The sequence below is a fragment of the Nocardioides sp. SR21 genome (assembly GCF_022761125.1).
In the GTDB taxonomy this organism is placed as follows: domain Bacteria; phylum Actinomycetota; class Actinomycetes; order Propionibacteriales; family Nocardioidaceae; genus Nocardioides.
Genome location: NZ_JAKWJR010000011.1, coordinates 89777 through 113482 on the forward strand (window position 1 = coordinate 89777; position 23706 = coordinate 113482).

The 23706-nt window shown below is 72.8% G+C and carries 23 protein-coding genes; 8 read left to right on the forward strand and 15 right to left on the reverse strand.

Going from position 1 to position 23706, the window contains the following annotated elements; translation table 11 throughout:
- Positions 1 to 6 precede the first annotated feature (6 nt).
- The 9 genes from ftsW to mraZ form a co-directional block, all read right to left on the reverse strand.
- On the reverse strand, positions 7 to 1251 hold the full coding sequence (gene ftsW / locus MJ604_RS19580; protein ID WP_243060276.1) for a putative lipid II flippase FtsW: 1245 nt from the start codon (positions 1249 to 1251) through the stop codon (positions 7 to 9).
- A 31-nt stretch (positions 1252 to 1282) separates the two neighbouring features.
- The gene (gene murD, locus MJ604_RS19585; protein ID WP_374458360.1) at positions 1283 to 2734 is read right to left on the reverse strand and encodes a UDP-N-acetylmuramoyl-L-alanine--D-glutamate ligase; all 1452 of its coding nucleotides are present in this window, start codon (positions 2732 to 2734) and stop codon (positions 1283 to 1285) included.
- Positions 2734 to 3804: a phospho-N-acetylmuramoyl-pentapeptide-transferase gene (mraY, locus tag MJ604_RS19590; RefSeq protein ID WP_243060278.1), complete on the reverse strand. Its 1071-nt coding sequence runs from the start codon at positions 3802 to 3804 to the stop codon at positions 2734 to 2736. Before mraY ends, murD begins: the two co-directional genes overlap by 1 nt.
- Positions 3805 to 3907: 103 nt before the next feature.
- A complete protein-coding gene (locus MJ604_RS19595; RefSeq protein ID WP_279236360.1) occupies positions 3908 to 5332 on the reverse strand; it encodes a UDP-N-acetylmuramoyl-L-alanyl-D-glutamate--2,6-diaminopimelate ligase in 1425 nt (474 codons plus the stop codon).
- A 101-nt stretch (positions 5333 to 5433) separates the two neighbouring features.
- Positions 5434 to 7143: a penicillin-binding protein 2 gene (locus MJ604_RS19600; protein WP_243060280.1), complete on the reverse strand. Its 1710-nt coding sequence runs from the start codon at positions 7141 to 7143 to the stop codon at positions 5434 to 5436.
- A gap of 62 nt (positions 7144 to 7205) precedes the next feature.
- Positions 7206 to 7751 carry a hypothetical protein gene (locus MJ604_RS19605; RefSeq protein ID WP_243060281.1) on the reverse strand — a complete coding sequence of 182 codons (546 nt, stop codon included), beginning with the start codon at positions 7749 to 7751 and terminating at the stop codon, positions 7206 to 7208.
- A 47-nt stretch (positions 7752 to 7798) separates the two neighbouring features.
- On the reverse strand, positions 7799 to 8755 hold the full coding sequence (rsmH, locus tag MJ604_RS19610) for a 16S rRNA (cytosine(1402)-N(4))-methyltransferase RsmH (protein WP_243060282.1): 957 nt from the start codon (positions 8753 to 8755) through the stop codon (positions 7799 to 7801).
- 1 nt (position 8756) lies between these two features.
- On the reverse strand, positions 8757 to 8936 hold the full coding sequence (locus MJ604_RS19615; RefSeq protein ID WP_243060283.1) for a hypothetical protein: 180 nt from the start codon (positions 8934 to 8936) through the stop codon (positions 8757 to 8759).
- Between the two features lie 164 nt (positions 8937 to 9100).
- Positions 9101 to 9529 carry a division/cell wall cluster transcriptional repressor MraZ gene (gene mraZ / locus MJ604_RS19620; protein WP_243060400.1) on the reverse strand — a complete coding sequence of 143 codons (429 nt, stop codon included), beginning with the start codon at positions 9527 to 9529 and terminating at the stop codon, positions 9101 to 9103.
- A gap of 410 nt (positions 9530 to 9939) precedes the next feature.
- On the opposite strand from mraZ, the gene MJ604_RS19625 reads away from it, so the two are divergent.
- The 3 genes from MJ604_RS19625 to MJ604_RS19635 are packed head-to-tail and all read left to right on the forward strand — an operon-like array spanning position 9940 to position 14577.
- On the forward strand, positions 9940 to 10914 hold the full coding sequence (locus tag MJ604_RS19625; RefSeq protein ID WP_243060284.1) for a MoxR family ATPase: 975 nt from the start codon (positions 9940 to 9942) through the stop codon (positions 10912 to 10914).
- 13 nt (positions 10915 to 10927) lie between these two features.
- Positions 10928 to 12196, forward strand: a complete 1269-nt coding sequence (locus tag MJ604_RS19630) for a DUF58 domain-containing protein (protein WP_243060285.1) — start codon at positions 10928 to 10930, stop codon at positions 12194 to 12196.
- On the forward strand, positions 12193 to 14577 hold the full coding sequence (locus MJ604_RS19635) for a DUF3488 and transglutaminase-like domain-containing protein (RefSeq protein ID WP_243060286.1): 2385 nt from the start codon (positions 12193 to 12195) through the stop codon (positions 14575 to 14577). Before MJ604_RS19630 ends, MJ604_RS19635 begins: the two co-directional genes overlap by 4 nt.
- 85 nt (positions 14578 to 14662) lie before the next feature.
- On the opposite strand, the gene MJ604_RS19640 is transcribed toward MJ604_RS19635, so the two are convergent.
- The 4 genes from MJ604_RS19640 to MJ604_RS19655 form a co-directional block, all read right to left on the reverse strand.
- The gene (locus MJ604_RS19640) at positions 14663 to 15109 is read right to left on the reverse strand and encodes a DUF3040 domain-containing protein (protein ID WP_243060287.1); all 447 of its coding nucleotides are present in this window, start codon (positions 15107 to 15109) and stop codon (positions 14663 to 14665) included.
- A 129-nt stretch (positions 15110 to 15238) separates the two neighbouring features.
- Positions 15239 to 15949 carry a methyltransferase domain-containing protein gene (locus tag MJ604_RS19645; RefSeq protein WP_243060288.1) on the reverse strand — a complete coding sequence of 237 codons (711 nt, stop codon included), beginning with the start codon at positions 15947 to 15949 and terminating at the stop codon, positions 15239 to 15241.
- 10 nt (positions 15950 to 15959) lie between these two features.
- Complete coding sequence (locus MJ604_RS19650; RefSeq protein WP_243060289.1) at positions 15960 to 16391, reverse strand: SAV_6107 family HEPN domain-containing protein; 432 nt, start codon at positions 16389 to 16391, stop codon at positions 15960 to 15962.
- 135 nt (positions 16392 to 16526) lie between these two features.
- Positions 16527 to 16964, reverse strand: a complete 438-nt coding sequence (locus MJ604_RS19655; RefSeq protein WP_243060290.1) for a hypothetical protein — start codon at positions 16962 to 16964, stop codon at positions 16527 to 16529.
- Between the two features lie 42 nt (positions 16965 to 17006).
- Here MJ604_RS19655 and MJ604_RS19660 point away from each other — a divergent pair, with 42 nt between their 5' ends.
- The 3 genes from MJ604_RS19660 to MJ604_RS19670 are packed head-to-tail and all read left to right on the forward strand — an operon-like array spanning position 17007 to position 19121.
- Positions 17007 to 17480, forward strand: a complete 474-nt coding sequence (locus MJ604_RS19660; protein ID WP_243060291.1) for a YbaK/EbsC family protein — start codon at positions 17007 to 17009, stop codon at positions 17478 to 17480.
- On the forward strand, positions 17480 to 17836 hold the full coding sequence (locus MJ604_RS19665) for an ArsC/Spx/MgsR family protein (protein WP_243060292.1): 357 nt from the start codon (positions 17480 to 17482) through the stop codon (positions 17834 to 17836). Before MJ604_RS19660 ends, MJ604_RS19665 begins: the two co-directional genes overlap by 1 nt.
- Before the next feature lie 13 nt (positions 17837 to 17849).
- Complete coding sequence (locus MJ604_RS19670) at positions 17850 to 19121, forward strand: NAD(P)/FAD-dependent oxidoreductase (protein WP_243060293.1); 1272 nt, start codon at positions 17850 to 17852, stop codon at positions 19119 to 19121.
- On the opposite strand, the gene metF is transcribed toward MJ604_RS19670, so the two are convergent.
- Positions 19118 to 20008 (reverse strand): methylenetetrahydrofolate reductase [NAD(P)H], encoded by an 891-nt coding sequence (gene metF, locus MJ604_RS19675; RefSeq protein ID WP_243060294.1) that lies wholly within the window; start codon positions 20006 to 20008, stop codon positions 19118 to 19120. The genes MJ604_RS19670 and metF overlap by 4 nt on opposite strands.
- 78 nt (positions 20009 to 20086) lie before the next feature.
- On the opposite strand from metF, the gene MJ604_RS19680 reads away from it, so the two are divergent.
- Complete coding sequence (locus MJ604_RS19680) at positions 20087 to 21151, forward strand: polyprenyl synthetase family protein (protein WP_243060295.1); 1065 nt, start codon at positions 20087 to 20089, stop codon at positions 21149 to 21151.
- A 49-nt stretch (positions 21152 to 21200) separates the two neighbouring features.
- Here the strand turns inward: MJ604_RS19680 and MJ604_RS19685 are convergent, their stop codons facing one another.
- Entirely contained in the window at positions 21201 to 21575 is a 375-nt protein-coding gene (locus MJ604_RS19685) for an Rv2175c family DNA-binding protein (protein ID WP_243060296.1), read from the reverse strand.
- Between the two features lie 130 nt (positions 21576 to 21705).
- Between MJ604_RS19685 and pknB the strand changes: the two genes are divergently transcribed.
- Positions 21706 to 23694 carry a Stk1 family PASTA domain-containing Ser/Thr kinase gene (gene pknB, locus MJ604_RS19690; RefSeq protein ID WP_243060297.1) on the forward strand — a complete coding sequence of 663 codons (1989 nt, stop codon included), beginning with the start codon at positions 21706 to 21708 and terminating at the stop codon, positions 23692 to 23694.
- The last annotated feature ends 12 nt before the right edge of the window (positions 23695 to 23706 follow it).

A 23706-nucleotide genomic window follows, 5' to 3' on the forward strand; every position in this document is an offset into this window, starting at 1 on the left:
CCAACCCTAGGAGACGCGGCCCGCCGACAGACCGGCGGAGCGGGCCTTGCGGCGCTGGGCGAGGGCGCGGGCCGCCTCGGGCTCGCGGCGGGCGAAGCCGATCAGCAGCCCGAGCGCGACCAGCGAGGGCACCAGGGCGGAGCCGCCGTACGACACCAGTGGCAGCGGGATGCCGATGACCGGGAGCAGCGCGAGGACCATGCCGACGTTGATCATCATCTGGCCGAGCAGCCACACGACGATGCCGAACGTGGCGTAGCGGACGAACGGGTCCTCGGTGTGGGTCGCGACGCGGATGCCGGCGAACGCGATCGTGAGGAACAGCCCGACCACGAGCAGCGAGCCGACCAGGCCGAGCTCCTCGCCGAGGACAGCGAAGATGAAGTCGGTGTGGGCCTCGGGGAGCGAGCCCCACTTCTGCTGGCTGGCGCCGATGCCCTGGCCGAACACGCCGCCGGTCGACAGCGCCCACAGGCCGTGCGCGGGCTGCCAGCCGGCGCCGGCGAAGTCCTTGAACGGGTCGGCGAAGTTCGTGATCCGCTCGAGGCGCTCGGAGCTGGTCGAGGCCAGCCCCAGCGCGGCGACGGCGACCACGGAGAGCATGAACGCGAACAGTCGGCTCGGTGCGCCGACCACCCAGAGCATGCCGAGCAGGATCGCGAACAGCACCAGCGCGGTGCCGAGGTCGTGGCCGACGACGACCAGCGCGATCACCGCGAGCAGACCAGGAACGACCGGCGTGACGACCTCGTGGAAGCTGTGCAGCCGCTTGTCCTTGAGGGCGTACACGTGCGCGGCCCACAGCACGATCGCGAGCTTGGCGATCTCGGCGGGCTGGATCACGAACGGTCCGACGCCGAGCCAGTTGGTGTTGCCGTTGACCTCGACGCCGAGGCCGGTCTGCGTCAGCGCGAGCAGCACGATCGAGACGATCAGCCCGAGCCAGGCGAACCGGCGCAGCACCCGGTGCGGCATCCGCGAGGCGACCCAGGCGCACGGGACGCCGATCACCACCCAGAGCAGCTGGCGCTTGACCACGGAGTACGAGTCGCCGCCGTTGTGCTCGTAGGAGTACACGCTGGACGCGCTGAGCACCATGATCAGGCCGATGGTGAGCAGCAGAGCGGACGCGCCGAGCAGCAGGTAGTACGCCGTCAGCGGCCGGTCCAGCGCGTGCTTCGCGGCGGCGAACCAGCCGTGCACGGGAGTACGACGGCGACTCGGGACCTCGAAGGGATCCGCGGTGGTCATCGCGTCCCCTCCTTGCCCGGATCAGTCGGTGCTACAGCCTGCGTCGTACGGCGTCGGCGAACGCGTCACCGCGCTCGGCGTAGTTCGCGAACATGTCCATGGAGGCACACCCGGGAGCCAGCAGGACCGTGTCGCCGGGTCGGGCCAGGTCGGCCGCGGCGCCCACGACGCGCTCCATGACGGATCCACGTTCGTGCGCACCAGTCTCGTCGCCGTCGACGACGATGACCGGCACATCCGGCGCGTGTCGCGAAAGCGCGGCGGCGATCACCTCGCGGTCCTGGCCGATGAGGACGACGCCCCGCAGGCGACCCCGGACCGCCTGCACGAGGTCGTCGAAGCGGGCGCCCTTGGCCAGACCGCCGGCGACCCAGACGACCGGGTCGTAGGCCTGCAGCGAGGACTGGGCGGCGTGCGGGTTGGTGGCCTTGGAGTCGTCGACCCAGGTGACACCGTCGCGCTCCCCCACGACCGCGATCCGGTGGCCGTCGGGGCGGAACGCCCGCAGGCCATCGCGCACGGCGGCCTGGGAGACGCCGTGCGCTCGCGCCAGGGCCGCCGCAGCCAGGGCGTTCGCGACGAAGTGCGGCGCGGGCGAGGCGAGGTCCTCCAGCGTGCACAGCTCGGCGGCGCTGGAGTCGCGCTGCTCGACGAACGCCCGGTCGGCCAGGATCTCCTCGACCATGCCGACCATGCCGACCGACGGCATGCCGAGCGTGAAGCCGATCGCGCGGGCGCCCTCCTGGACGTCGGCCTCGCGCACCAACCGCTCGGTCTCGGGGTCGGCGACGTTGTAGACGCAGGCGCGCTCGACGCGCTCGTAGATGCGGCCCTTGTCGGCGGCGTACTCCTCCATCGAGTCGTACCAGTCGAGGTGGTCCTCGGCGACGTTGAGCACCGCGGCCGACTCCGCGCTCATGGAGTACGTGTAGTGCAGCTGGAAGCTCGACAGCTCCACCGCGAACACGTCGTACGGCTCCGGGTCCATCACGGCCTCGACGATCGGCAGCCCCACGTTGCCGACCGCGACGCTGCGCAGGCCGGCGGCGCGCAGGATCGAGTCGAGCATCTGCACGGTGGTCGTCTTGCCGTTCGTGCCGGTGACGCAGAGCCACGGGGTGTGGTGGTGCGGGTCGCGCAGCCGCCAGGCCAGCTCGACCTCGCCCCACACGGGTACGCCGCGCTCGCGCGCCTGGGCGAGCAGCGGCGAGCTCGGCTTCCAGCCCGGCGAGGTGACCACGAGGTCGACGTCGTCGGGCAGCGTCGCGGTCGAGCCGGGGCCGAGGCGTACGTCGGCGCCGAGGACGCGCAGCAGCTCCGCCTTCTCGGCGCGGTCGCCGGCGTCGGACTCGTCGAGCGCGATGACGTCGGCGCCGAGGTGGGTGAGGTTGTCGGCGGCGGCGAAGCCGGACACGCCGAAGCCCGCGACGACGGCCCGGACCCCGGCCCAGGAGTCGTGCCGTCCGAGGTTGTTCGGATCCACTAGAGCCGTGCCACCCATTCCGCGTAGAAGATGCCGAGGCCGGCGGCCACGCACAGTCCGGTGATGATCCAGAAGCGGATCACGATCGTGACCTGCTCCCAGCCGAGCATCTCGAAGTGGTGGTGCAGCGGCGCCATCCGGAAGATCCGCTTGCCGCCGGTGAGCTTGAAGTAGCCGACCTGCATCATCACCGAGAGCGTCTCCACCAGGAACAGCCCGCCGAGGATGATCAGCAGCAGCTCGGTGCGGGTGAGGATCGCGAGACCGGCGAGGGCGGCGCCCAGCGAGAGCGAGCCCGTGTCGCCCATGAAGATCGCGGCCGGCGAGGCGTTCCACCACAGGAACCCGAAGCAGGCGCCGGTGATCGCGGCCGCGATCACCGCCAGGTCGAGCGGATCTCGGACGTTGTAGCAGAGGTCGTTGACCTCGGCGCCGCACGACTGGTTGTTCTGCCAGATGTTCACGAGCATGTAGGCGCCGAACACCATCACGCAGGCGCCCGTCGCGAGCCCGTCGAGGCCGTCGGTGAGGTTCACGCCGTTGCTGGTCGCGACGATGATGAACCAGATCAGCAGCACGGCCAGCAGCATCGGCAGCGCGAGCCAGTCGATCTCGCGCAGGAACGAGATCTTCTCCGAGGCCGGCGTGTCGCCGTCCGCGTCCTTGGCCCAGTCCGAGAGCGCGAGCACGCCGAAGATCAGCGCGATCACGGTCTGGCCGATCATCTTGGCCTTGCTGCGCAGTCCGAGGCTGCGCTGCTTCACGATCTTGATGTAGTCGTCGAGGAAGCCCACGGCACCCATGCCGACGAAGAGGAACAGCAGCAGCAGCGCGGACTTCGACGGCTCGGTCTGCGTGATGAGGTTCGCGCCGAAGTAGCCGATCAGCGTGGCCAGGATGATGACCACACCGCCCATCGTGGGGGTGCCGCGCTTGGTGTGGTGGCTCGTCGGTCCGTCGTCGCGGATCTCCTGGCCGTAGCCCAGCCGCGTGAACTGGGTGATCGCGATGCGGGTTCCGAGCAGGGAGACCAGCAGGGCCAGGCCACCTCCGAACAGGATGGCTCTCATGGCGTGCTTCCGTCTCCCTCCGCTGGCGTCAACATCGACGCAGCATTCTCGCGCACCCGGGCCGCAGCCCCTAAGCACCTCGCCGTGAGCATCGCCTCACCGATCACGGGTTTGCCCTCTCGGCGAGGGCGGCGAGCACGACGTCGCGGTCGTTGAAGGGGTGGACGACACCGTCGATCTCCTGCCCGGTCTCGTGCCCCTTGCCGGCCACCAGGACGATCCCCTCGGGGACCGCGCGGCGGATCGCCTCTCGGATCGCCTCTCCCCGATCGCCGATCTCGAGCACCTCGTCGCCGGTCGCGACGCCCGCGAGCATCGCAGCGCGGATCGCCGCCGGGTCCTCGGTGCGCGGGTTGTCGTCGGTGACGATCAGCAGGTCGCCGAGCCGCGCTGCGATCTCGGCCATGATCGGGCGCTTGCCCGGGTCCCGGTCCCCGCCGGCGCCGAGCACGACGATCAGCGGGCCGCCGGTGAGCCGTCGCAGCGCGACCATCGCGGCCTCGACGGCGTCCGGCTTGTGGGCGTAGTCGATGACGACCGTGAAGTCCTGGCCCGCGTCCACGCGCTCCATCCGCCCCGGCACTCCCCCGGCGGCCGCGATGCCCTCGGCGACCCCCTCGCCCAGGCCGGCCTCGACGCACGCGGCGATCGCGGCCAGCGTGTTGTAGACGTTGAACGCGCCCGGGAGCGGGCAGCCGGCCCGGATGGCCTGACCGGCCGGTCCCCGCGCGACGAACGACGAGCCGTCCCGGTCCAGGCGGACGTCCGCGGCACTCCAGTCCGCGTCGCGGCTCTCCACGCCGAACGTCAGCACCGGGATCGTGGCCTCGGCGGCCAGCCGCCGGCCGTGCTCGTCGTCGATGTTCACCAGGGCGAGGCGAGCGCGCTCCGGGGTGAACAGGGAGGCCTTCGCCTGGTAGTACTCCTCGACGTCGGCGTGGAAGTCCAGGTGGTCGCGGCCGAGGTTCAAGAAGACCGCGACGTCGAACACGACCCCGTCGACCCGACCCATCACCAGCGCGTGGCTGGAGACCTCCATCGCGCACGCCTCGACGTCGCGCTCACGCATCATCGCGAACAACCCGTGCAGGTCCGGCGCCTCCGGCGTGGTCAGCGTGGTCTTCACGTCCTCGCCACCCACGCGGGTGCCGACCGTGCCGATGACGGCCGCGCGCACCCCCGCCCGCTCCAGCCCGGCCTCGGCCAGCCGGGTGGTCGTCGTCTTCCCCTGCGTGCCGGTCACGCCGATCATCCGCATCGAGGTCGCCGGGTCGCCGTACACGCGAGCCGCGAGGCGGCCGAGCACCGATCGGGGGTGTTCCACCACCAGCAGGGGTACGCCGGCCGGAGCCCGCCCGGCGCCCGCCGGGTCGGTGAGGATCGCGACCGCGCCCGCCTCGACGGCCGTGGCGGCGAAGTCGATGCCGTGCGCGCGGGCGCCCGGGAGCGCGGCGTACAGGTCACCCGGACGGATCCGCTGCGAGGACAGCGAGATGCCGGTCACCTCGACGGCGGGGCCGTCGGCCAGGTCGACGCCGAGCCAGGCCGCGAGAGCCGCGAGCGCGGTCCGCGGTGGGTCCTTCGGTCGGGTCGAGTCGCTCACCACGCGAACCTACCGCCGGTGGCGCGTCACCACTCGACCGGGAGCCGCGACGGGCGGGTGCCGGTCGGCGGGACCGCGTAGCGCTTGAGCGTGTAGCTCATGATCTTCGAGAACGCCGGGCCGGCGACCGAGCCACCACCGCCGGTGTCCGGGTTCTTCACCACGACGTACACCGTGAACCGCGGGTCGTCGGCGGGCGCGAACCCCGCGAACGAGACGTCGAAGGTGCCGTCGTAGCAGGCGCAGTCCGCGCCGACCGCCTGCGCCGTGCCGGTCTTGCCGGCGACCCGGTAGCCCGGCACCGCAGCGCCCGGCGCGACGCCGACCTTCTCGTCGACGACCCGCTCCATCATCAGCGCGGTCTGCCGCGCCGCGTCCTCGCTGATCACGCGCCGCTCGGTCGTGGTGTCGGTGCCGACCACGTCGCCCTCGTCGGTCGTGACCGAGCCCATGATCAGGCTCGGCGAGACCCGCACGCCGCCGTTCGCGATCGTGTTGATCGCCGCCGCCATCTGCACGCCGTTGACCGACAGCGACTGGCCGAACGCGATGCGGTCCTGCTGCTGGTGCGTCCACACGCCGGCCGCGGGCAGCAGGCCCTCGGTCTCGCCGCGGACGCCGATGGCGGTGCGCTGGCCGAGGCCGAAGCGGGTGAGGTACTCGTGCAGCTGGCCGGACTTGAAGTGGTCGGCCGCGAGCACGGTGCCGATGTTGGAGGACTTCGCCAGGACCCCGGCCAGCGTGAGGCGGATCGTGCCGTGGTCGAACCAGTCGCCGATCGGGCTGTCCTCGCGCTGCAGCGACGGGGGCACGACGATCTGGGTGCGCGGCGTCACCAGGCCGAGGTCGATCAGCGAGCTGAGCGTGAGCACCTTCTCGACCGAGCCAGGCTCGTAGACGTCCTGCATGGCCCGAGAGCCGAGGTCGGCCTTGGGCGACTCCGTCGGGTGGTTCGCGTCGAACGTGGGGTGGTCGGCCAGGGCGAGGAGCTCGCCGGTCTGCGAGTCCATCACGACGGCCAACCCGGAGTCGGCGCCCCACTGCTGAACGGTCTGGCGCAGCACCCGCTGGGTGTACCACTGGAGGTCGAGGTCGATCGTGGTCTGCAGGTCCTGCCCGTCCACTGGATCCGTCACGGTGTTCTCACCGAGCGGGATCTTCTTGCCGGCGCCGACCTCGTAGCGCGCCGAGCCGTCGGTCCCGGACAGCTGGTCGTCGAACGTGCGCTCCAGGCCCGCGAGCGGCTCGTCGGTGCCGAGGAAGCCCACGAGGTTGGCCGCGACGTCGCCGACCGGGTAGTCCCGCAGCGGGTCGTGCTGTGTGTAGAGGCCCTTGAACTTGAGCTTCTCGGCGGCCGCGATCACCGCGTTCGCCTGGGTGGCCGGGACCCGGCGGGCGATGTACTCGTACCGGCTGCCCTCCTCCCGGAGGCGGTTCAGCGTGGCCGCGTAGTCGACGTCGAGCTCGCGGTAGAGGAAGCGCGCGATCTCCGGGGCCTTCTCCGCCGTCATCAGCGGGTCCGCGACGATCATCAGCCCGTCGACGGAGTCGGCGAGCGCCTTGCCGTTGCGGTCCAGGATGTCGCCGCGCTCGGCCGGCAGGTCGACCTCGACCAGGCCCTCCGCGGCCGCCATCGCGGCGTACGAGTTGGGGTCGACGCCCTGCAGCTGCACCAGTCGCGCGCCGAACACCGAGAGCACCATCGCGATCACCACGAACCCCATGCGCAGGCGCACCTGCGGGGTCCCTCGGCGGGAGCCGCGGGGAGGGCGGGTCTGGCGCAACGGGCTCTCCGGTTCTAGCGCTGGGAGTTCTGGGACTGGTGTTGCTGTTGGTTCTTCTTACCGTCTCGGGCGCGGTTCCCGGTGGCTCCGTCGGCCGTGTCGTCCGAAACGCCGGACTCGACGACGGGATCGGCCGTCACCTCGACCACGTTCGGCGGCGGGTTCAGGTCCGCCGGCAGCTTGGGCTCGGCGGGCCAGATCGGGAACGCGCTCGCGACAGCGGCGCACGGCTGGCCGACGACCTCGTTGCTGCCGAGCTTGATGAACGCCGGGGCGCAGGCCTGCACCATGCCGAGCCTCTGCGCCGCACCGGCGATCCGCTGCGGGTCGCGCAGCTCGTCGAGCTCCATCTCGAGCATCTGCTCACGCGCCGCGAGCGTCGTCGACTGGCCCTCCAGCGCGGTCGCCGCGAACGACGCCTGCTGCATGGAGGTGTTGAAGAGCAGCAGCCCGACGACGCCGCCGACGAGCACCAGCGACACCAGCGCGACGAACGGCATTCGGGCGGCGCGGGTACGCCGGCGCGGGACGACGGTCAGTCGGGCCCGCTCGACCGCCACCTCGGCGATCCTCGGGACCCTGTTCCACCTCTGCGGAGCCGGACTACTCACGCTGCTGCCTCCCTCACGCGTTCCACCGCACGCAGCCGGACCGAGGCCGCGCGCGGGTTCTCCGAGATCTCGTCGGGACTTGCCTTCTCCGCGCCGCGGGTCACGAGGCGGAGCGCCGGCTCGTGCCCCTCCGGCACGAACGGCATGTCATCGGGCACGTCGAGGCGGGTCGCGGCGACGAACGCCTGCTTGACCAGCCGGTCCTCGAGCGAGTGGTACGACTCGACCACCACGCGGCCGCCGACGCCGATCGCGTCGATCGCGGCCGGGATCGCCCGGCGCAGCACGGCGAGCTCGTCGTTGACCTCCATCCGCAGCGCCTGGAACGTGCGCTTCGCCGGGTGGCCGCCGGTACGCCGCGCCGGCGCCGGGATCTCGGCGTACAGCAGCTCGACCAGCCGGCCGGACCGGGTGAACGGCTCGCTCTCGCGCTCGCGGACGATCGCGGTGGCGATCTTGCGGGCGAACTTCTCCTCGCCGAAGTCGCGCAGCACCCGGGTCAGCTCGCGGGCGTCGTAGGTGTTGAGCACGTCGGCTGCGGTCTGCCCGGTGCTGCCGTCCATCCGCATGTCGAGCGGGGCGTCCTCGGCGTAGGCGAAGCCGCGCTCGCGGACGTCGAGCTGCATCGAGGAGACGCCGAGGTCGAACAGCACCGCGCCGACCGACGCCAGGCCGAGGGACTCCAGCACCTCCGGGAGCTCGTCGTACACCGCGTGCACGCCGGTGAAGCGGTCGCCGTACGGCGCCAGCCGCTTCCGCGCCATCGCCAGCGCCTGCGGGTCGCGGTCGATGCCGACCACGCGCGCGGTGCCGACCCGCTCGAGGACGGCCTCGCTGTGGCCGCCGAGGCCGAGCGTGCAGTCGACGAGCACGGCTCCGTCGGGCTCGAGCGCAGGCGTCAGGAGGGCGACGACCCGGTCCAGGAGGACCGGGACGTGGGAGGGGCCGGGCATGTCAGGCCTGCCGCGCCAGCACTGCGAGGAGCAGGAAGCAGGTGGCGACCCCGAGCGAGGTCGCGGCGGAGAACACCATCAGCGTCGCCGCGTCGCGGGCCTGGTGGCGCACGCGGGGGGCGGCCCCCTCAGGGGACGCGGCCTCCACCTGGGTAGGCGGCGCTGCCGGAATGCTGCTCATGGTCTCGACCCTCGATGTCGTGCTACTGCCGAAAGGGGGAAGCAGAGCCGCCCGACCAGGTCCCCGCCCGCTCCCTGGGGGAAGTGCCATCTGGAACCGGGGAAGGTGCCCCAGATGGGCTACGGGAGCGGGCAAGAGCCTCGTCCTGCGGATCTGTGCAGTTGTCAGTTCGGTGCTGCTGGTTGCTCGTCGAGCTCGGCGAACTTCGCCTGGGCGCCGGCCGAGTACTCCTGCCAACGCGCCGGGTCCCAGATCTCGATCCGGTCCATGACGCCGATCACGACCACGTCGCGCTCCAGCGCGGCGTACTCACGCAGCGGGGCCGGGATGCCGATCCGGCCCTGCTTGTCGAGCGAGCCCTCGTCGGCGCCGGCGAAGAGCACGCGGGCGTAGTCACGCGCCCCCCGCACCGTCATCGGCGTGGACTGGGCGCGCCGGGCCTCCTCCATGAAGACGTCCGTGGGCCACACGACCAGGCAGTTCTCCTGACCTTGCGTCACCACGAGCCCCTCTGAGAGTCGGTCCCTGAACTTCGCCGGGAGGAACAGGCGGCCCTTCTCATCGAGCTTGGGGGTGTAGGTGCCCATGAACATCGGGACACCTCCGCTCACCCTGCCCACTGAATCGGACCCGACTTGCAGGACCCTCTTCCTCCACTGCGCTCCACTTTACGCCACTTTGCACCACCGTCAACCACTTCACGCGTGTTGCGGCGACCGATTACGCGCTCTTTCGCCGTACGCCGGCGCGTGGGCGCGCCGGAACGCCACGCGTTTGCGCAGGTCAGCGCGTCGGGGCGCGCCGGTGGAGGGCCGGTGGAGGGCCGGTGGGGCGCGTGGTGGGGCGTGGTGGAGGAGCAGGTGGAGGAGATGGTGGGGCCGGGGTCGCAACCAAACCGTGACCCGGGGAGTCCGATCCGGGGTCGGCTCTGGGACGTAGGTTTCTCCGACGACTACGGTTGGACGCGAGCGTGGCGTGGGTCACGCAGGGGAAGGGACTGACGGTGGGAACTGAAGCGGGGGGCGCCGACCTCCAGACGCTGGCGCGGGTGGCCGGCCGGGTGCGCGAGAACATCGAGCGGGTCATCGAGGGCAAGCCCGACGTGGTGAACTCCGCGATCGTGGTGCTGCTCGCCGAGGGCCACCTCCTGATCGAGGACGTCCCCGGGGTCGGCAAGACCATGCTCAGCAAGTCGCTGGCGCGCAGCATCGACAGCACGGTGCGCCGCATCCAGTTCACCCCGGACCTGCTGCCCTCGGACGTCACCGGGGTCTCGGTGTTCAACCAGAACACCCGCGAGTTCGAGTTCCGGCCCGGCGGCGTCTTCGCCAACATCGTGGTCGGCGACGAGATCAACCGCGCCTCGCCCAAGACCCAGTCCGCGCTGCTCGAGTGCATGGAGGAGCGCCAGGTCACCGTCGACAACACGACGTACCAGCTCGAGGCGCCGTTCATGGTCATCGCGACCCAGAACCCGATCGAGATGGAGGGCACCTACGCGCTCCCCGAGGCTCAGCGCGACCGCTTCATGGCACGCGTGTCGGTCGGCTACCCGGTCGAGGCCGCCGAGATCGCGATGCTCGACTCGCACACCGGGCACAACCCGCTCGACGACCTCGAGCCGGTGACCGACGCCGCCGAGATCCGCAAGCTGATCGGCATCGTCGGCCAGGTCTACGTCTCCCCCGCCGTGCAGCGGTACGCCGTCGCCATCACCGGGGCGACCCGGCGCACCGAGGACCTCACGCTCGGCGCCTCACCCCGCGCGACGCTGCACCTGGTGCGGGCGGCCAAGGCGGTGGCGGCGCTCGACGGACGCGACTACGTGCTCCCTGACGACGTGCTCCGGCTGGCCCGCTCGGTGCTCGCGCACCGACTCCTCCCGAGCGTCGAGGCCGCGATGAGCGGTCGCTCGACGTCCTCGATCCTCGACGCCGTCCTCGGCACCGTCCCGGTGCCCGACGGCGCCACCCGCTGACCGGGGGCAGGTCGTGAGGGAGGCACTCGCCGGGCTCACCGTTCGCGGACGGGCGTTCCTGGCGGCCGGCATCACCGCGATCGTCTGCGCGATCGTGCTCGACCAGACCGAGCTGACCCGGGTGGGCGTGCTGATCGTGGCGCTGCCGCTGCTGACCGCCTGGATCGTCGGCCGCAACCGCTACCGGCTCGCGCTGGTGCGCACGGTCACCCCGCAGCTGGTCGCCGCCGGGCAGCCGGCGCGCGTGACGCTGGCGCTGAGCAACGAGGGTCGTACGCCCAACGGCGTGCTGCTGCTCGAGGACCACGTGCCCTACGTGCTGGGCACCCGGCCGCGGTTCGTGGTCGAGGGCATCGGCTCGGGCTGGCGCGAGACCGTGAGCTACCAGGTGCGCTCCGACGTGCGCGGCCACTTCGAGATCGGGCCGATGTCGGTGCGGGTGACCGACCCGTTCGGGCTGGTCGAGCTCGGACGGACCTTCCGCACCACCGTGCCGCTCACGGTCACCCCGCGCACCGTCGCGCTCCCCCAGATCCCGCTCGGCGGGGCCTGGACCGGGTCCGGCGACAACCGGCCGCGCGCGTTCGCCAGCGGCAGCGCCGAGGACGTCACCGTCCGCGAGTACCGGCAGGGCGACGACCTGCGCCGCGTGCACTGGCGCAGCTCGGCGCGCATGGGCGAGCTGATGGTCCGCCGCGAGGAGCAGCCCTGGCAGTCGCGCGCGACGCTCTTCCTCGACAACCGGGCGAGCTCGCACCGCGGCCAGGGCATCGCATCCTCGCTGGAGTCCGCGGTCTCCGCCGCGGCGTCCGTCGCCGTCCACCTCAGCCACCGCGGCTTCGCCGTACGCCTCGTGACGGCCACCGGCGAGGACCCGTCCAGCTCGTGGCACGTGCGCAGCGCCGACCTCAACACCGGGCCGCTCCTCGAGGCGCTCGCGGTCGTGCAGGCCACCGAGCAGCGCCAGCTGGACACCGGCTGGCTCACCGAGGGCACCCACGGCGGTCTGACCGTGGCGGTCTTCGGGGCGGTCGCTCCGACCGACCTCCCGGTGCTGCGCCGGATGCAGCACCAGGCCGCCTCGGCCCTCGCGATCGCCCTCGACGTCCCCGCGTGGACCGGTGCCACGGGCGGGCTCGGCGCGACGCAGCTGCTCGGCCAGCAGGGCTGGCGCACCGCTCCCCTCGGCCCGCGCGACCGTCTCGACCAGGTCTGGCAGGAGCTCGGCCACACCAGCGCCCACAGCTCCCGCGGCGTCCGGGCCCCGCAGGTGACGGCATGAGCCGCAGCCGCGGCAGCCTCGCCGCCCACGCCCTGCTCGCCGGCACCGCCGCCGGCACCACCTGGATCGCCATGTACTCCTGGCGCGGCTTCGCCGAGACGCCGGGCGGATTCCTGAACCCGCTGCTGCTGCTCGCCATCGTCGTGGCCGGCATCGGCGTCGCCGCTCGCTGGTGGCGCTGGCCGGCGCTCGCCGTGCTCGCGGCGCAGGCCGCCGGCTCCGGGATGGTGGCCTGCCTGCTGATCACCGGCTCACCGCTGCCGGTCGGTGCGGGCTGGACCGAGCTGCACTCCGCGATCACCCAGGCCCTCGACTCCGCCCAGGGCTACGCCGCCCCGGTGCCCGACGAGGCGCCGCCGATCGACCCCGTCCTGATCCTCTGCGGCCTGGTCTGCCTGCTGATGGTCGACCTGCTCGCGTGCACCCTGCGCAGGGTGCCGCTCGCGGGCCTGCCGCTGCTGACGATCTACAGCATCCCGGTGAGCATGGTCGACGCGAGCATCACCTGGTGGGTGTTCGCGGCCACGGCCGGCGGCTTCCTGACCATGCTGTTCCTCCAGGAGAGCGACCAGGTCAGCCGCTGGGGCCGGCCGCTCGGCGTGGATCGCGAGACCGGCGACCCGATCGCGTTCGGTGCCGGCGCCCACGTGGTCCGGGGCACCGCCGGCACCGTCGGCGGCGTGGCGACCGCGCTGGCCGTGCTCGTGCCGGCGCTGATCCCGACGCTCGGGCTGCACGTGGTCGACTTCGGCCCCGGCAACGGCGGCGGCGACGAGATCAAGATCGAGAACCCCACGACCGACCTGGTCCGGGACTTCAAGTCCGGCGACGACACCCCGCTGATCCGGATCACCACGACCGACCAGGCACCGTCGTACTTCCGGATCCTGGCGCTGACCCGCTTCAGCGACGTGGAGTGGAGCCCCGGCGACCGCGACGTCCCGAGCGACCACGGCGCCATCGGCCTGCTGCCGCCGCCCGAGGGCGTGGGCGCCGAGGTGAGCCGGGTCGAGCGGCCGTACGACGTCACGGTGCTGCCGGACTTCGACTCGCTGTGGCTGCCGACCCCGGCGCCCGCGAGCCGGGTCCAGGCCGAGGGCGACTGGCGCTACGACTCCAAGACGATGGACTTCCTGGCCGTGCCGGACGACCTGACCACGTCGGGCCTGCAGTACACGACGAGCGGCCTCGAGCTCGAGATCACCGCCGACCGCCTCGAGGACGCCGGCCCCGCGGCCGGCAAGGTCGACGACCTCTTCGTCGAGGTCCCCGACGACGTCCCGCCGATCGTGCGCGAGCTCGCCGTCGAGGTGACCGCCGACGAGAAGTCCCAGTTCGACAAGGCAGTGGCGCTGCAGGAGTGGTTCCGCGAGGACGGCGGCTTCGAGTACTCCCTCGCCAGCGCCGAGGGCAGTGGGTACGACGCCCTGGTCACGTTCCTCAGCGACGGGCCGGGCGGACGCACCGGCTACTGCGAGCAGTTCGCCTCCTCGATGGCGGTGATGGCCCGCCTCCTCGGCATCCCGGCGCGGGTCGCGGTCGGCTTCCTCAACCCCACGCCCGCCGGCCAGAACACCTGGGTCTACAGCAGCAACGACCTGCACGCCTGGCCGGAGCTGTACTTCGACGGCGCGGGCTGGGTCCGCTTCGAGCCGACCCCGGCCGGCCGGGCGGCGGACGTCCCGTCGTACACCCAGCCGGGTGCGGTGCAGGAGCCCGAGGCGACGCCGTCCGCGTCGCAGAGCTCCTCCGGCGCGGCCGTCCCGACCAACCGCCCGACCGAGAGCCAGGACACCACCGCCGGCACCTCCACCGGTGACGAGTCGATCACCGAGACGTTCTGGCTGCCCGCGCTGGGCGTCGTGGCGGCGATCGCCGCCGTGACGTTCCTGCTGCTGCTCCCCCGGCTCGTCCGGACCCGGCGCCGTGAGCGCCGGCTGGCCGACGGCGACCCGGAGCAGGTCTGGGCGGAGCTGCGCGACACCACCGTGGACCTCGGCGTGCCGTGGCCGGCAGGGCGGTCGCCGCGCGCGACCCGCGACGCCCTGGTCGACCACCTCGGCCTGCCGATCAGCTCGACCACGCCCGACCGACCGCCGCACGGCGCCGAGATCGCCCCCGAGGGCGTCGCCGCGCTCGGCCGGATCGTCGGCGCGCTCGAGCGGCTGCGCTACTCCCGCCCGGGCAGCGAGGAGCGGACCGCGCTCCGCGCCGACGCGGACACGTGCATCGCCAGCCTCACCGGCGGCGCCCCGCGCTCGGCCCGCCGGCGCGCGAGCTGGTGGCCGCGGTCCGTGGTCGCGCTCGGCCGCCGCACCGCCCGGGTCGCGCCGACCACCGTCGAGGCGCGGTACGGCGGCGTGGTCGACCAGATGAACTGAGCGAGGACGCGCCAGCCGACTCGCTGAGGTCCGGTCGCACGAAAGACCCGCCCGAGGATCTCGAGCGGGTCTTTCGTTCGATCAGCTAGAAGCCGCCCTCTTCGCGGCGACGGCGCCAGCGGTCCTCCATGCGGTCCATGAAGGAGCCGTGGGAGGAGGTACGGCGCGGGCGGCGGGTCCGGCCGGTGCGGCCGCCGTCGATGACGGTGAACCCGCCGTGGCTGGGGTGCGCCGAGGACCGGGGGTCAGCGGCGGCCGGGCCGTGCGGTCCACGCATCGCGGTGAGCGCGATGGTGGCCGAGGCCAGCATGATCACGAATCCGATGACGCCGACCGCGGTGATGCTGGCGACCGCTCCGGTCATCAGCACGACGACACCGAGCACGAAGCAAGCACCCGCGACGATCGCGCGACGACGAGCGGCGCGCCGGAACGCGGTACCGCGCAGCGTCGAGGCGAGCTTCGGGTCTTCCTCGACGAGGGCTCGCTCCATCTGCTCGAGCAGTCGGAGCTCCTCTTCCGAGAGTGGCACCGTTCCTCCCCAACAAGGTCAACGCCGGAAGTGTCGTCGTCCGGCTGCTGCCAGTCTAGGCAGCGACTCGGCCTCACGGTAGGCGGGATCGGGAAATTCGTGACCGGACTCTTCCCGGGCCGGGTGCGGTCAGCGGGCCAGCACGTGCAACTGGGTGGCCAGCGGGCGGAACTCCGGCCGCTCCGACACCGTCTCCTCGAGCTCGACCAGGGCCGCGGTCGCACCGGGCTCGAGGTCCAGCAGCGAGCCGGGGACGAGGTCGGCGAAGATGCGGACGCCGTGCACGCTGGTCACCTCGAAGCCGGCGGACGTGAGCAGGTCGGAGACCTCGACGTCGGTGAACCGGTGCCCGGACCGGCCACCGCCGGCGGCGGGGTCGTCGAGCAGCGCCCGCGCCTGGGCGAAGTGTCCCGCCATGGCGCGCGCCACGACGGCGGCGTGCCGCTGGGCGACCAGCAGGCTCAGCGTCCCGCCCGGTCGCAGCACCGCGCGGATAGTGGCCAGGGCCGCGGCGGGGTCGTCGACGACCTCGAGGACGCCGTGGCAGAGCACCACGTCGGCGCTGTCGGGCCCCGAGACGTCGAGCAGCGTGGACAGGTCGCCCTGCTGCCCGGCGACCATCACGCCGGACTCGCGGGCGCGACGGGCGAGGGCGGCGAGGGCGTCCGGGCTCGGGTCGACCACGGTCACCGGGTGGCCGAGCTCGGCGACCCGGACCGCGAAGCCCCCGGTCCCGCCGCCGATGTCGAGCACGTCGCCGGCGCCGTCGAGGGCGGGGCGCAGGGCCTGCCAGACCACCGAGGTCCGCGCCGCGCTGCGTCGTTCGCTGGGTCGCTCCATGGCGGCCAGCCTAGCCAGCACGAACGACGGGGATCCGCTCCTGGTGCGAGGTGTGCGGGACCAGGCCGAGCGCCCGCTCGACGACGGCGAGGAACCGGTCCGCGTCGCGGACCAGGTCGTCGGCCTCGCGCTCGCTGACCGCGCGGGTCGAGCCGGCCTCGGCCGCGGCCCTCTTGCTCGCACCGGCGGCGAAGAAGCGCGCCCACTCCTCCATCTCGGGGGCGACCTCGGCGAGCAGCACCCAGGCGTTGCGCTGGGAGCGGCGCCGGGCGGACTCCGGCCGGGCGCGGGCGGCGAGCAGCGCGGCGGCGGCCCGGAGCGCCGCGACGTGGGCGCAGGCGTAGCGGGTGGGCACCTCGGTCGCGGCGATCGCCTCGCTGAGCGACTCGGCGGCGCGCGCGAGGTAGGAGTGGGTGGTGGCGGGAAGGGCGTACGGGTTCATGCGGGACCTCTCCGTCACGGTGCGGGAAGCCCCGGCGGAGGCGAGGGTCGAGGTCGCCCCCGCCGGGGATCGTTCGAACATCTGTTCGAACGATCCCAAGGTACACCCCGCGACCGACAGGCCGTCAAGACTGGATCAGGCCCGGATCTCCTCGCGGCACCACGCGCGGGTGTCCTTGTGCAGCAGGCAGCCGACGGCGGCGACGACCACGACCAGGGTCAGCCCGCAGAGCACGAAGAACAGCGTCGGCGGCTCGGTGCGGAGCACGGCCACGATCCCGACGCCGATCAGCACGAACAGCGCGACGATCGCGCGACGCGCCCAGGTGTGGCCCTCGCGGAAGAACATCAGCAGGACCCACATGAGCAGCGCGACCACGACGTACATCACCAGGGTCACCGGCACGAACGACGGCTGCTCGATGGCGCTGGAGTCGTCGCGCCCGGCGCGCCAGGCCGCCAGCAGCTCGTCGCGGTACGCGATGGTCAGCACCGCCGAGATGCCGCTGAGCACCAGCGCTGCGATGGTCAGCCAGATCGACGCCGTCGCCGTCGTCGGTCGCTGCGGGCTCATCCGCGCTCCTCTCCCTGTCCGGAGACCATAGGGTCTCGCACTATGACTGCCGAGCATCCGTCGATCACCCGGTTTCGAGACGACCACCAGAGCCGCGGCGGAACCGGTCAGGTCGTGATCCTGCCCGACTCCGTGCACACCGCGGCACTCGCCGCGGAAGCGCTGGGGTGCGAGGTCGGGGCGATCGCCAACAGTCTCGTGTTCGACGCCGACGGCTCGCCGGTGCTCATTCTGACGTCGGGCGCCCACCGCGTCGACACCGCCAAGCTCGCCGCCGACCTCGGTGTGACGAACCTCAAGCGCGCCAAGCCGGAGTTCGTGCGCGAGCACACCGGCCAGGTGATCGGCGGCGTGTCCCCGATCGGCCACCCCGGCCCGGTGCCGACGTACCTCGACACCTGGCTGCGCCGCTACGACGTCGTCTGGGCGGCCGCCGGACACCCGGCCGCGGTGTTCTCTACGACGTACGACGAGCTCGCGCGGATGACCGGCGCGCCCGAGATCGAGGTCGAGTAGTGGAGATCTGGCTGAACCCGGCCTGCTCGAAGTGCCGGACGGCGGTGGCGGCGATGCACGCCGCGGGCGTGTCCTACACGGTGCGCCGCTACCTCGACGACCCGCCGACTCCCGCGGAGCTCGAGGACGTCCTCGGCCGGCTGGAGCTGGAGCCGTGGGACATCGCACGGCCGAAGGAGACCAAGGACGCGGGCATCGACCTGCCGAAGGACGCGGCGCACCGCGCCGACTGGCTGCGCGCGCTGTCGGAGAACCCGCGCGCGATCCAGCGGCCGATCATCGCCGCGGACGACGGCACCACCGTGGTCGGCCGCGACGCGGCGGCGCTCGAGCGCGTCATCGACGCCGAGGCCTAGAGCGGAGTCACAGATGGGCAGCGTCGTCGTCATCGGTGGTGGGTTCGGGGGCCTGGCCGCCGCCGTCCGGCTGGCCAAGCTCGGCCACGAGGTCACCCTCGTCGAGCGCACCGACACCCTCGGCGGCGCGCTGTCGGCCGTGAGCGAGGACGGCTACACGTGGGACGCGGGACCGTCGTACACGTTGCTGCCGGCGGTGGTCCGCGACCTGTTCCGCAAGTCCGGCCGGCCGCTGGAGCGCGAGATCGACCTGGTGCCGCTCGACCTGCTGCGCGAGCACCGGTTCGAGGACGGCACGTCGCTGCGACTGCCGCACGGGCGCGCGGCCCAGCTCGCGGCGTTCGACGAGCTCGGCGCCGGGCTCGGGAGGCAGTGGGTCGACCACGTCGCGTCGTACGCCGACGACTGGGAGGTGCTGCGCCGCGGGTACCTCGAGAACCCCTGGGACCCGTCCGACGCGCCGGCGCTGCTCGACAGCCGGGAGACGCTGTTCAAGCGGCTGAGGAAGACGTTCAAGGACGAGCGGCTGCGGCTGGTGGCCGGGCACCCGTTCGTCGCCGAGGGGCACGACCTGCGCAACGTGCCGGCGTGGCTCGGGACCAGGTCGTACGTCGAGCAGCGGTTCGGGGCGTGGACGGTCGAGGGTGGGCTGGCACAGCTCGGCTCGGTGCTCGCCGCGCGTCTCGCGACCCGCAAGGTCGAGGTGCTGACCGGCACCACCGTCACCGACCTGGTCGTGCGGTCGGGCCGGGTCGCCGCGGTCGCGACGACGGACGGAGAGCTCGCGGCCGACGTCGTGGTGTGCGCGGTCGACCCGCGCGGGCTGCCCGCGCTCGCGTCGTACGTGCGCAGGACGATGCCGGCGATCCCTCCGGTCGTCGTGCACGTCGGCCTGTCCGGCGAGGCGCCCGACCTCCCCCACGAGCTGGTGCTGCACGGCGACCCGATGCTGGTGGTGCGCCGGCAGGGCAACGCGCTGACGATCCACGGGCGCGGCAAGCTGTCGGAGGACATCCTGCGGGCGCTGGCGCGGCACAAGATCGACGTCCGCGCGCAGGTCGAGGCGCGCGTCGACCGCAGCCCGCGCACGCAGGTCGAGCACTGGGGCAGCTCGCCGATGGGCGTGCTGTGGCAGGGCCGTGGCACCGTGCGGCAGCGGCTCGGCCCGCGCACCCCCGTCGCCGGCGTGTACGCCGCCGGAGCGCACGCGACGCCCGGCGCGGGACTGCCGTTCGTCGGCCTCTCCGCGGCGCTGGTCGCCGCGGAGGTGGGTCCGGCGGGTTAGACCGACATGTTCAGCGCGGCGAAGATCTCGCGCGTCGCCTTGGAGCGGTTCAGCGTGTAGAAGTGCAGGCCCGGCGCGCCGCCGGCCAGCAGCTCCTCGCAGAGCTCCGCGGCGAGCTCGATGCCGGCCGCGCGCATCGCGACCGGGTCGCCGTCGTGGGCGGAGATCCGCGCCACGACCTCGGCCGGCACGTCGGTGCCGATCAGCTCGCCCTGGCGGCGGATGTTCGCGAGGTTCAGGATCGGCATGATGCCCGGCAGGATCGGCAGGTCGACGCCGCGAGCACGCACCCGCTCGACCAGCGCGAAGTAGTCCGCGGCCCGGAAGAACATCTGGGTGACCGCGAACTCCGCTCCCGCGCGGGCCTTGGCGACCAGGACGTCGGCGTCGTGGTCGAGCGACTCCGCCGACGGGTGCCCCTCGGGGAACGCCGCGACGCCGACGCTGAAGTCGCCCCGGCCGCGCGCCAGCTCGACGAGCTCGACGGCGTGGGTGAGCCCGCCGTCGGTCGGCGTCCAGTCCGCGCGCGGGCCCTCCGCCGGGTCGCCGCGCAGCACCATCACGTTGCCGATCCCGGCGGCGCCGTACGCGTCGAGGATGCCCTCGAGCTCCTCGCGGGTGTGGCCGACACAGGTCAGGTGCGCCATCGCGGTCAGCGAGGTCTCGGCGGCGATCCGGCTGGTGACGCGGACCGTCGTGTCGCGGGTCGAGCCGCCGGCGCCGTACGTCACGGAGACGAACGTCGGGCGGTACGGCTCCAGGTCACGGATCGCCTGGAACAGCTGCTCCTCGCCCGCCTCGTCCTTCGGCGGGAAGAACTCGAACGAGAAGGACCGCTCGCCCTGACGGACGAGGTCCCCGATCCGCCGCGCGCTCTCGTTCCCCATGCGCCACAGTCTAGGTTCGGGCCCGGCCGCGGCCGGGAGGTGTCCAGTGGCCGAGTGGCAACCACTAGTCTCGACGCCGTGACCGGATGGGACAGCGCTGGATTCCGGGCCGGCATCCAGTCCGCGCTCGACGCGTTCATCGACGAGCAGGCGGCGACGCTGGCCCCGCTCGGCGGCGACGCCTCCCGCCTGGTGCGCGAGGCGCGGACGTCGGTGTCCGGTGGGAAGCGGTTCCGCGCCGCGTTCTGCTATTGGGGCCACCGGGCCGTACGCCCCGCTCCCGCCGACGAGACCGCGCTGGTGCGCGCGTGCGCGTCGCTCGAGCTGCTGCACGCGAGCGCGCTGGTCCACGACGACTACATGGACGCCTCCGACACGCGCCGCGGCCGTCCGGCCACGCACCGGCTCTTCGAGGCGGAGCACGGCGAGGCCGGCTGGCGCGGCGACCCGGAGCAGTACGGCGCCGCCGCGGCGATCCTGCTCGGCGACCTGCTGCTCAGCTGGTCCGACGAGCTGCTGCGCCGCTGCGGGCTGCCGTTCGCCGAGGTGGCGCCGGCGCTCGAGGTCTTCGACCGCTGCCGCTCCGAGGTGATCGCGGGGCAGTTCCTCGACGTCTCGGTCCAGGCCCGCGGCCGCGCCGACGTCGAGACCGCGATGACCGTGCTGCGCTACAAGTCCGCGAAGTACTCCATCGAGCGGCCGCTGCACATCGGCGCCGCGCTCGCCGGCGCCTCCCCCGAGACGATGGCGCAGCTGTCGTCGTTCGGGCTCCCGCTCGGGGAGGCGTTCCAGCTCCGCGACGACCTGCTCGGCGTGTTCGGCGACCCCGCCACCACCGGCAAGCCCGCCGGCGACGACCTCATCGAGGGCAAGCGCACCGTGCTGGTCGCCCTCGCCCTCGACACCGCCTCCCCCGCCGACGCGGCCCTCCTCGACCGCTCGCTCGGCACCGACCTCTCCGAGGACCAGGTCGCCGTGCTCCGGGAGATCATCGACGCCTCCGGCGCCCACGCGCAGGTCGAGGAGGTCATCGGCTCGCTCGGCGACCACGCGGTCACAGCGCTCGACAAGGCCGACCTCGACGACGCGGCCCGCGAGGTCCTGCGTGAGCTCGCGTCGGCGGCGACCCAGCGCGTGGTGTGAGTCGTCCGCCTCAGGCGGGTCTCCAGCAACCCAGAGGCGGACGACCCGGCTACAGCGACATCGCCTGGGCGCGGCGCTTGGTCTCGCTGCCCCGGTTCTCCCGCAGCGCGTCGATCGGGCGGCCGGGGAGGGTCTCGTCGTCGGTGTAGAGCCAGGCGATGCACTCGCGGTCGTCGTAGCGGCCGTCGTGCAGGATCGTGAGCAGGCCGGGCAGGCCCTTGACCACGAGCCCGTCCTGGATGAACAGCGCGGGGACCTGCTGCCCGGCACCCGGTGACGGGACGGCGGCGGCGAGCTCGTGCTCGCGGATCATCGTGCGCACCTTGCCGACCGTCACGCCGAGCTGACGGGCGGCCTCGGCCCAGTCGATCCACTCCGGGACCAGGGTGGCGAGGTCGGCGTCGGCGAGTCTGGGTTCGTTCATGGGGACATTCTCCCACCGCCCCACACGTGGTCCGCGCCACGCCGAGAGCGCCTCAGCGCCGTACCTGCTCCGGTCGTCCGTACGATTGAGGCTCCGGATCCTTCCCCATCCGGTTCGCAGGAGGGTCGCAGTGCAGCCAGGTCGACAGTCGGACGGGCACGCCCAGGTGGGCGCCGACGGCGCGAGCGACCCCATGGTCGGCCGGCTCCTGGACGGTCGCTACCGGATCGGGTCCCGCATCGCGCGCGGCGGCATGGCCAGTGTGTACGAGGCCACCGACATGCGACTCGACCGCACGGTCGCGGTCAAGGTCATGCACGCGGGCATGGGCGACGACGACGAGTTCGCGGCCCGGTTCGTGCGCGAGGCACGCGCGGCGGCCCGGCTCTCCCACCCCAACGTGGTCGCGGTGTTCGACCAGGGCACCGACGGCGACGCGGTCTTCCTCGCGATGGAGCTGGTCGACGGCCACACCCTGCGCGACGTGATCCGCAAGGAGTCCCCGATGCCGCCGGCGAAGGCGCTGGCGCTGATCGAGCCGGTGCTCTCCGCGCTCGCCGCCGCGCACCGGGCCTCGCTGATCCACCGCGACGTGAAGCCCGAGAACGTCCTGATCGCCACGGACCCGAACTCGGGCGCGAGCCGCATCAAGGTCGCCGACTTCGGCCTGGCCCGCGCGATCAGCGCCGAGACCCAGCACACCGCCACCGGCGGCGTGCTGATCGGCACCGTCTCCTACCTCGCGCCCGAGCTGGTCGTCGACGGCCGCGCCGACGCGCGCGCCGACGTGTACGCCGCGGGCGTCGTGCTCTACGAGCTCCTCACCGGCACGAAGCCGCACGAGGGCGAGTCGCCGATCCAGGTCGCCTACAAGCACGTCCACGAGGACGTCCCGCCCCCGTCGCGGCTGGTGCCCGGGATCCCGCCGTACGTCGACGCGCTGGTCGCCCGCGCCACCGCGCGCGACCGGACCCAGCGTCCGGCCGACGCCGCCGTGCTGCTCCACCAGGTGCACCGGGTGAGCCAGGCCCTCGGCGAGGGGGTCGTCGACGACCCGGACCTGACCTCCGACCTGACGCCGCTGATGACGCAGTTCCGCGAGGACACCACGGAGGTGCCCGCGGAGGAGCTGTCGGAGCCGACCACGTTCCTGCAGACCACGCCTCCGCCTCCGCCGGTCCCGACGCCTCGCAAGACCCCGTCGTCTCGGTCACCGCGCCCGCCGCGGCGACGCCGACGCGGGCTGGTCGCCACGATCCTCGCGGTGCTGCTCGTCGCCGGTCTCGGCGTGGGCGCGTGGTGGTTCCTCGACGGCCGCTACACCAGCACCCCGGGCGTCCTCGGCCTGAGCAAGGCCGACGCCGAGGCCGAGCTCGACGACGCCGGGCTCGAGGCCGAGTGGGGCGACAAGGCCTACTCCGAGACCGTCCCGGTCGGACGCGTGATCAGCACCGACCCGGAGCCGGGCGCCCAGGTCGTCGACGGCGGCACGGTCACGGTCGTGCTCTCGCTCGGCAAGGAGCGCTACGACGTACCCAAGCTCCGCGGCATGACCGAGGACGAGGCTCAGGACGCCCTCGCCGACACCGACCTCGCGTTCGGCACCACCACGGGCGCCTGGTCCGACACAGTCCCCGAGGGACAGGTCATCAGCAGCGACCCCAAGGCGGGTACGACGCTCAAGCCGGACACCGCCGTCGACCTGGTCGTCAGCAAGGGCCCGAAGCCGGTCGAGCTCAAGGACTGGGTCGGCAAGCCGGTCAACGACGCGATGGCGTGGCTGGGCGACCGAGGGCTGACCGGCAAGGTCGCGGACCAGGAGTACTCCGACACCGTCCCGGACGGCTCGATCATCTCGATGGACCCGCCGGGCGGCACGACGGTGCACAGCGGCGACGAGGTCTCGTTCGTCGTCTCGCAGGGACCCGAGCTGATCGAGGTGCCATCGGTGCGCGCGCAGGGCGTCGACGCCGCGACCGCGACCCTCCAGGCGCTCGGCTTCAAGGTCGTGACCGAGGAGGCGCCGGGCTACCTGGGCCTCGGCTTCGTGTTCTCCCAGGACCCGGGCGGCGGCGAGCGGGTGCCGAAGGGCTCCACGATCACCCTGAACCTCATCTAAGGTCGGCCGCTC

Coding starts and splice junctions, on each gene's coding strand:
- MJ604_RS19685 (WP_243060296.1), bottom strand. CDS start 21,575: ATGAACGAACCCAGACTCGCCGACGCCGACCTCGCCACCCTGGTCCCG.
- metF (WP_243060294.1), bottom strand. CDS start 20,008: ATGGGGAACGAGAGCGCGCGGCGGATCGGGGACCTCGTCCGTCAGGGC.
- mraZ (WP_243060400.1), bottom strand. CDS start 9,529: ATGTTCATGGGCACCTACACCCCCAAGCTCGATGAGAAGGGCCGCCTG.
- rsmH (WP_243060282.1), bottom strand. CDS start 8,755: ATGCCCGGCCCCTCCCACGTCCCGGTCCTCCTGGACCGGGTCGTCGCC.
- MJ604_RS19670 (WP_243060293.1), top strand. CDS start 17,850: ATGGGCAGCGTCGTCGTCATCGGTGGTGGGTTCGGGGGCCTGGCCGCC.
- MJ604_RS19655 (WP_243060290.1), bottom strand. CDS start 16,964: ATGAGCCCGCAGCGACCGACGACGGCGACGGCGTCGATCTGGCTGACC.
- MJ604_RS19660 (WP_243060291.1), top strand. CDS start 17,007: ATGACTGCCGAGCATCCGTCGATCACCCGGTTTCGAGACGACCACCAG.
- MJ604_RS19635 (WP_243060286.1), top strand. CDS start 12,193: ATGAGCCGCAGCCGCGGCAGCCTCGCCGCCCACGCCCTGCTCGCCGGC.
- MJ604_RS19650 (WP_243060289.1), bottom strand. CDS start 16,391: ATGAACCCGTACGCCCTTCCCGCCACCACCCACTCCTACCTCGCGCGC.
- mraY (WP_243060278.1), bottom strand. CDS start 3,804: ATGAGAGCCATCCTGTTCGGAGGTGGCCTGGCCCTGCTGGTCTCCCTG.
- ftsW (WP_243060276.1), bottom strand. CDS start 1,251: ATGACCACCGCGGATCCCTTCGAGGTCCCGAGTCGCCGTCGTACTCCC.
- MJ604_RS19645 (WP_243060288.1), bottom strand. CDS start 15,949: ATGGAGCGACCCAGCGAACGACGCAGCGCGGCGCGGACCTCGGTGGTC.
- MJ604_RS19615 (WP_243060283.1), bottom strand. CDS start 8,936: ATGAGCAGCATTCCGGCAGCGCCGCCTACCCAGGTGGAGGCCGCGTCC.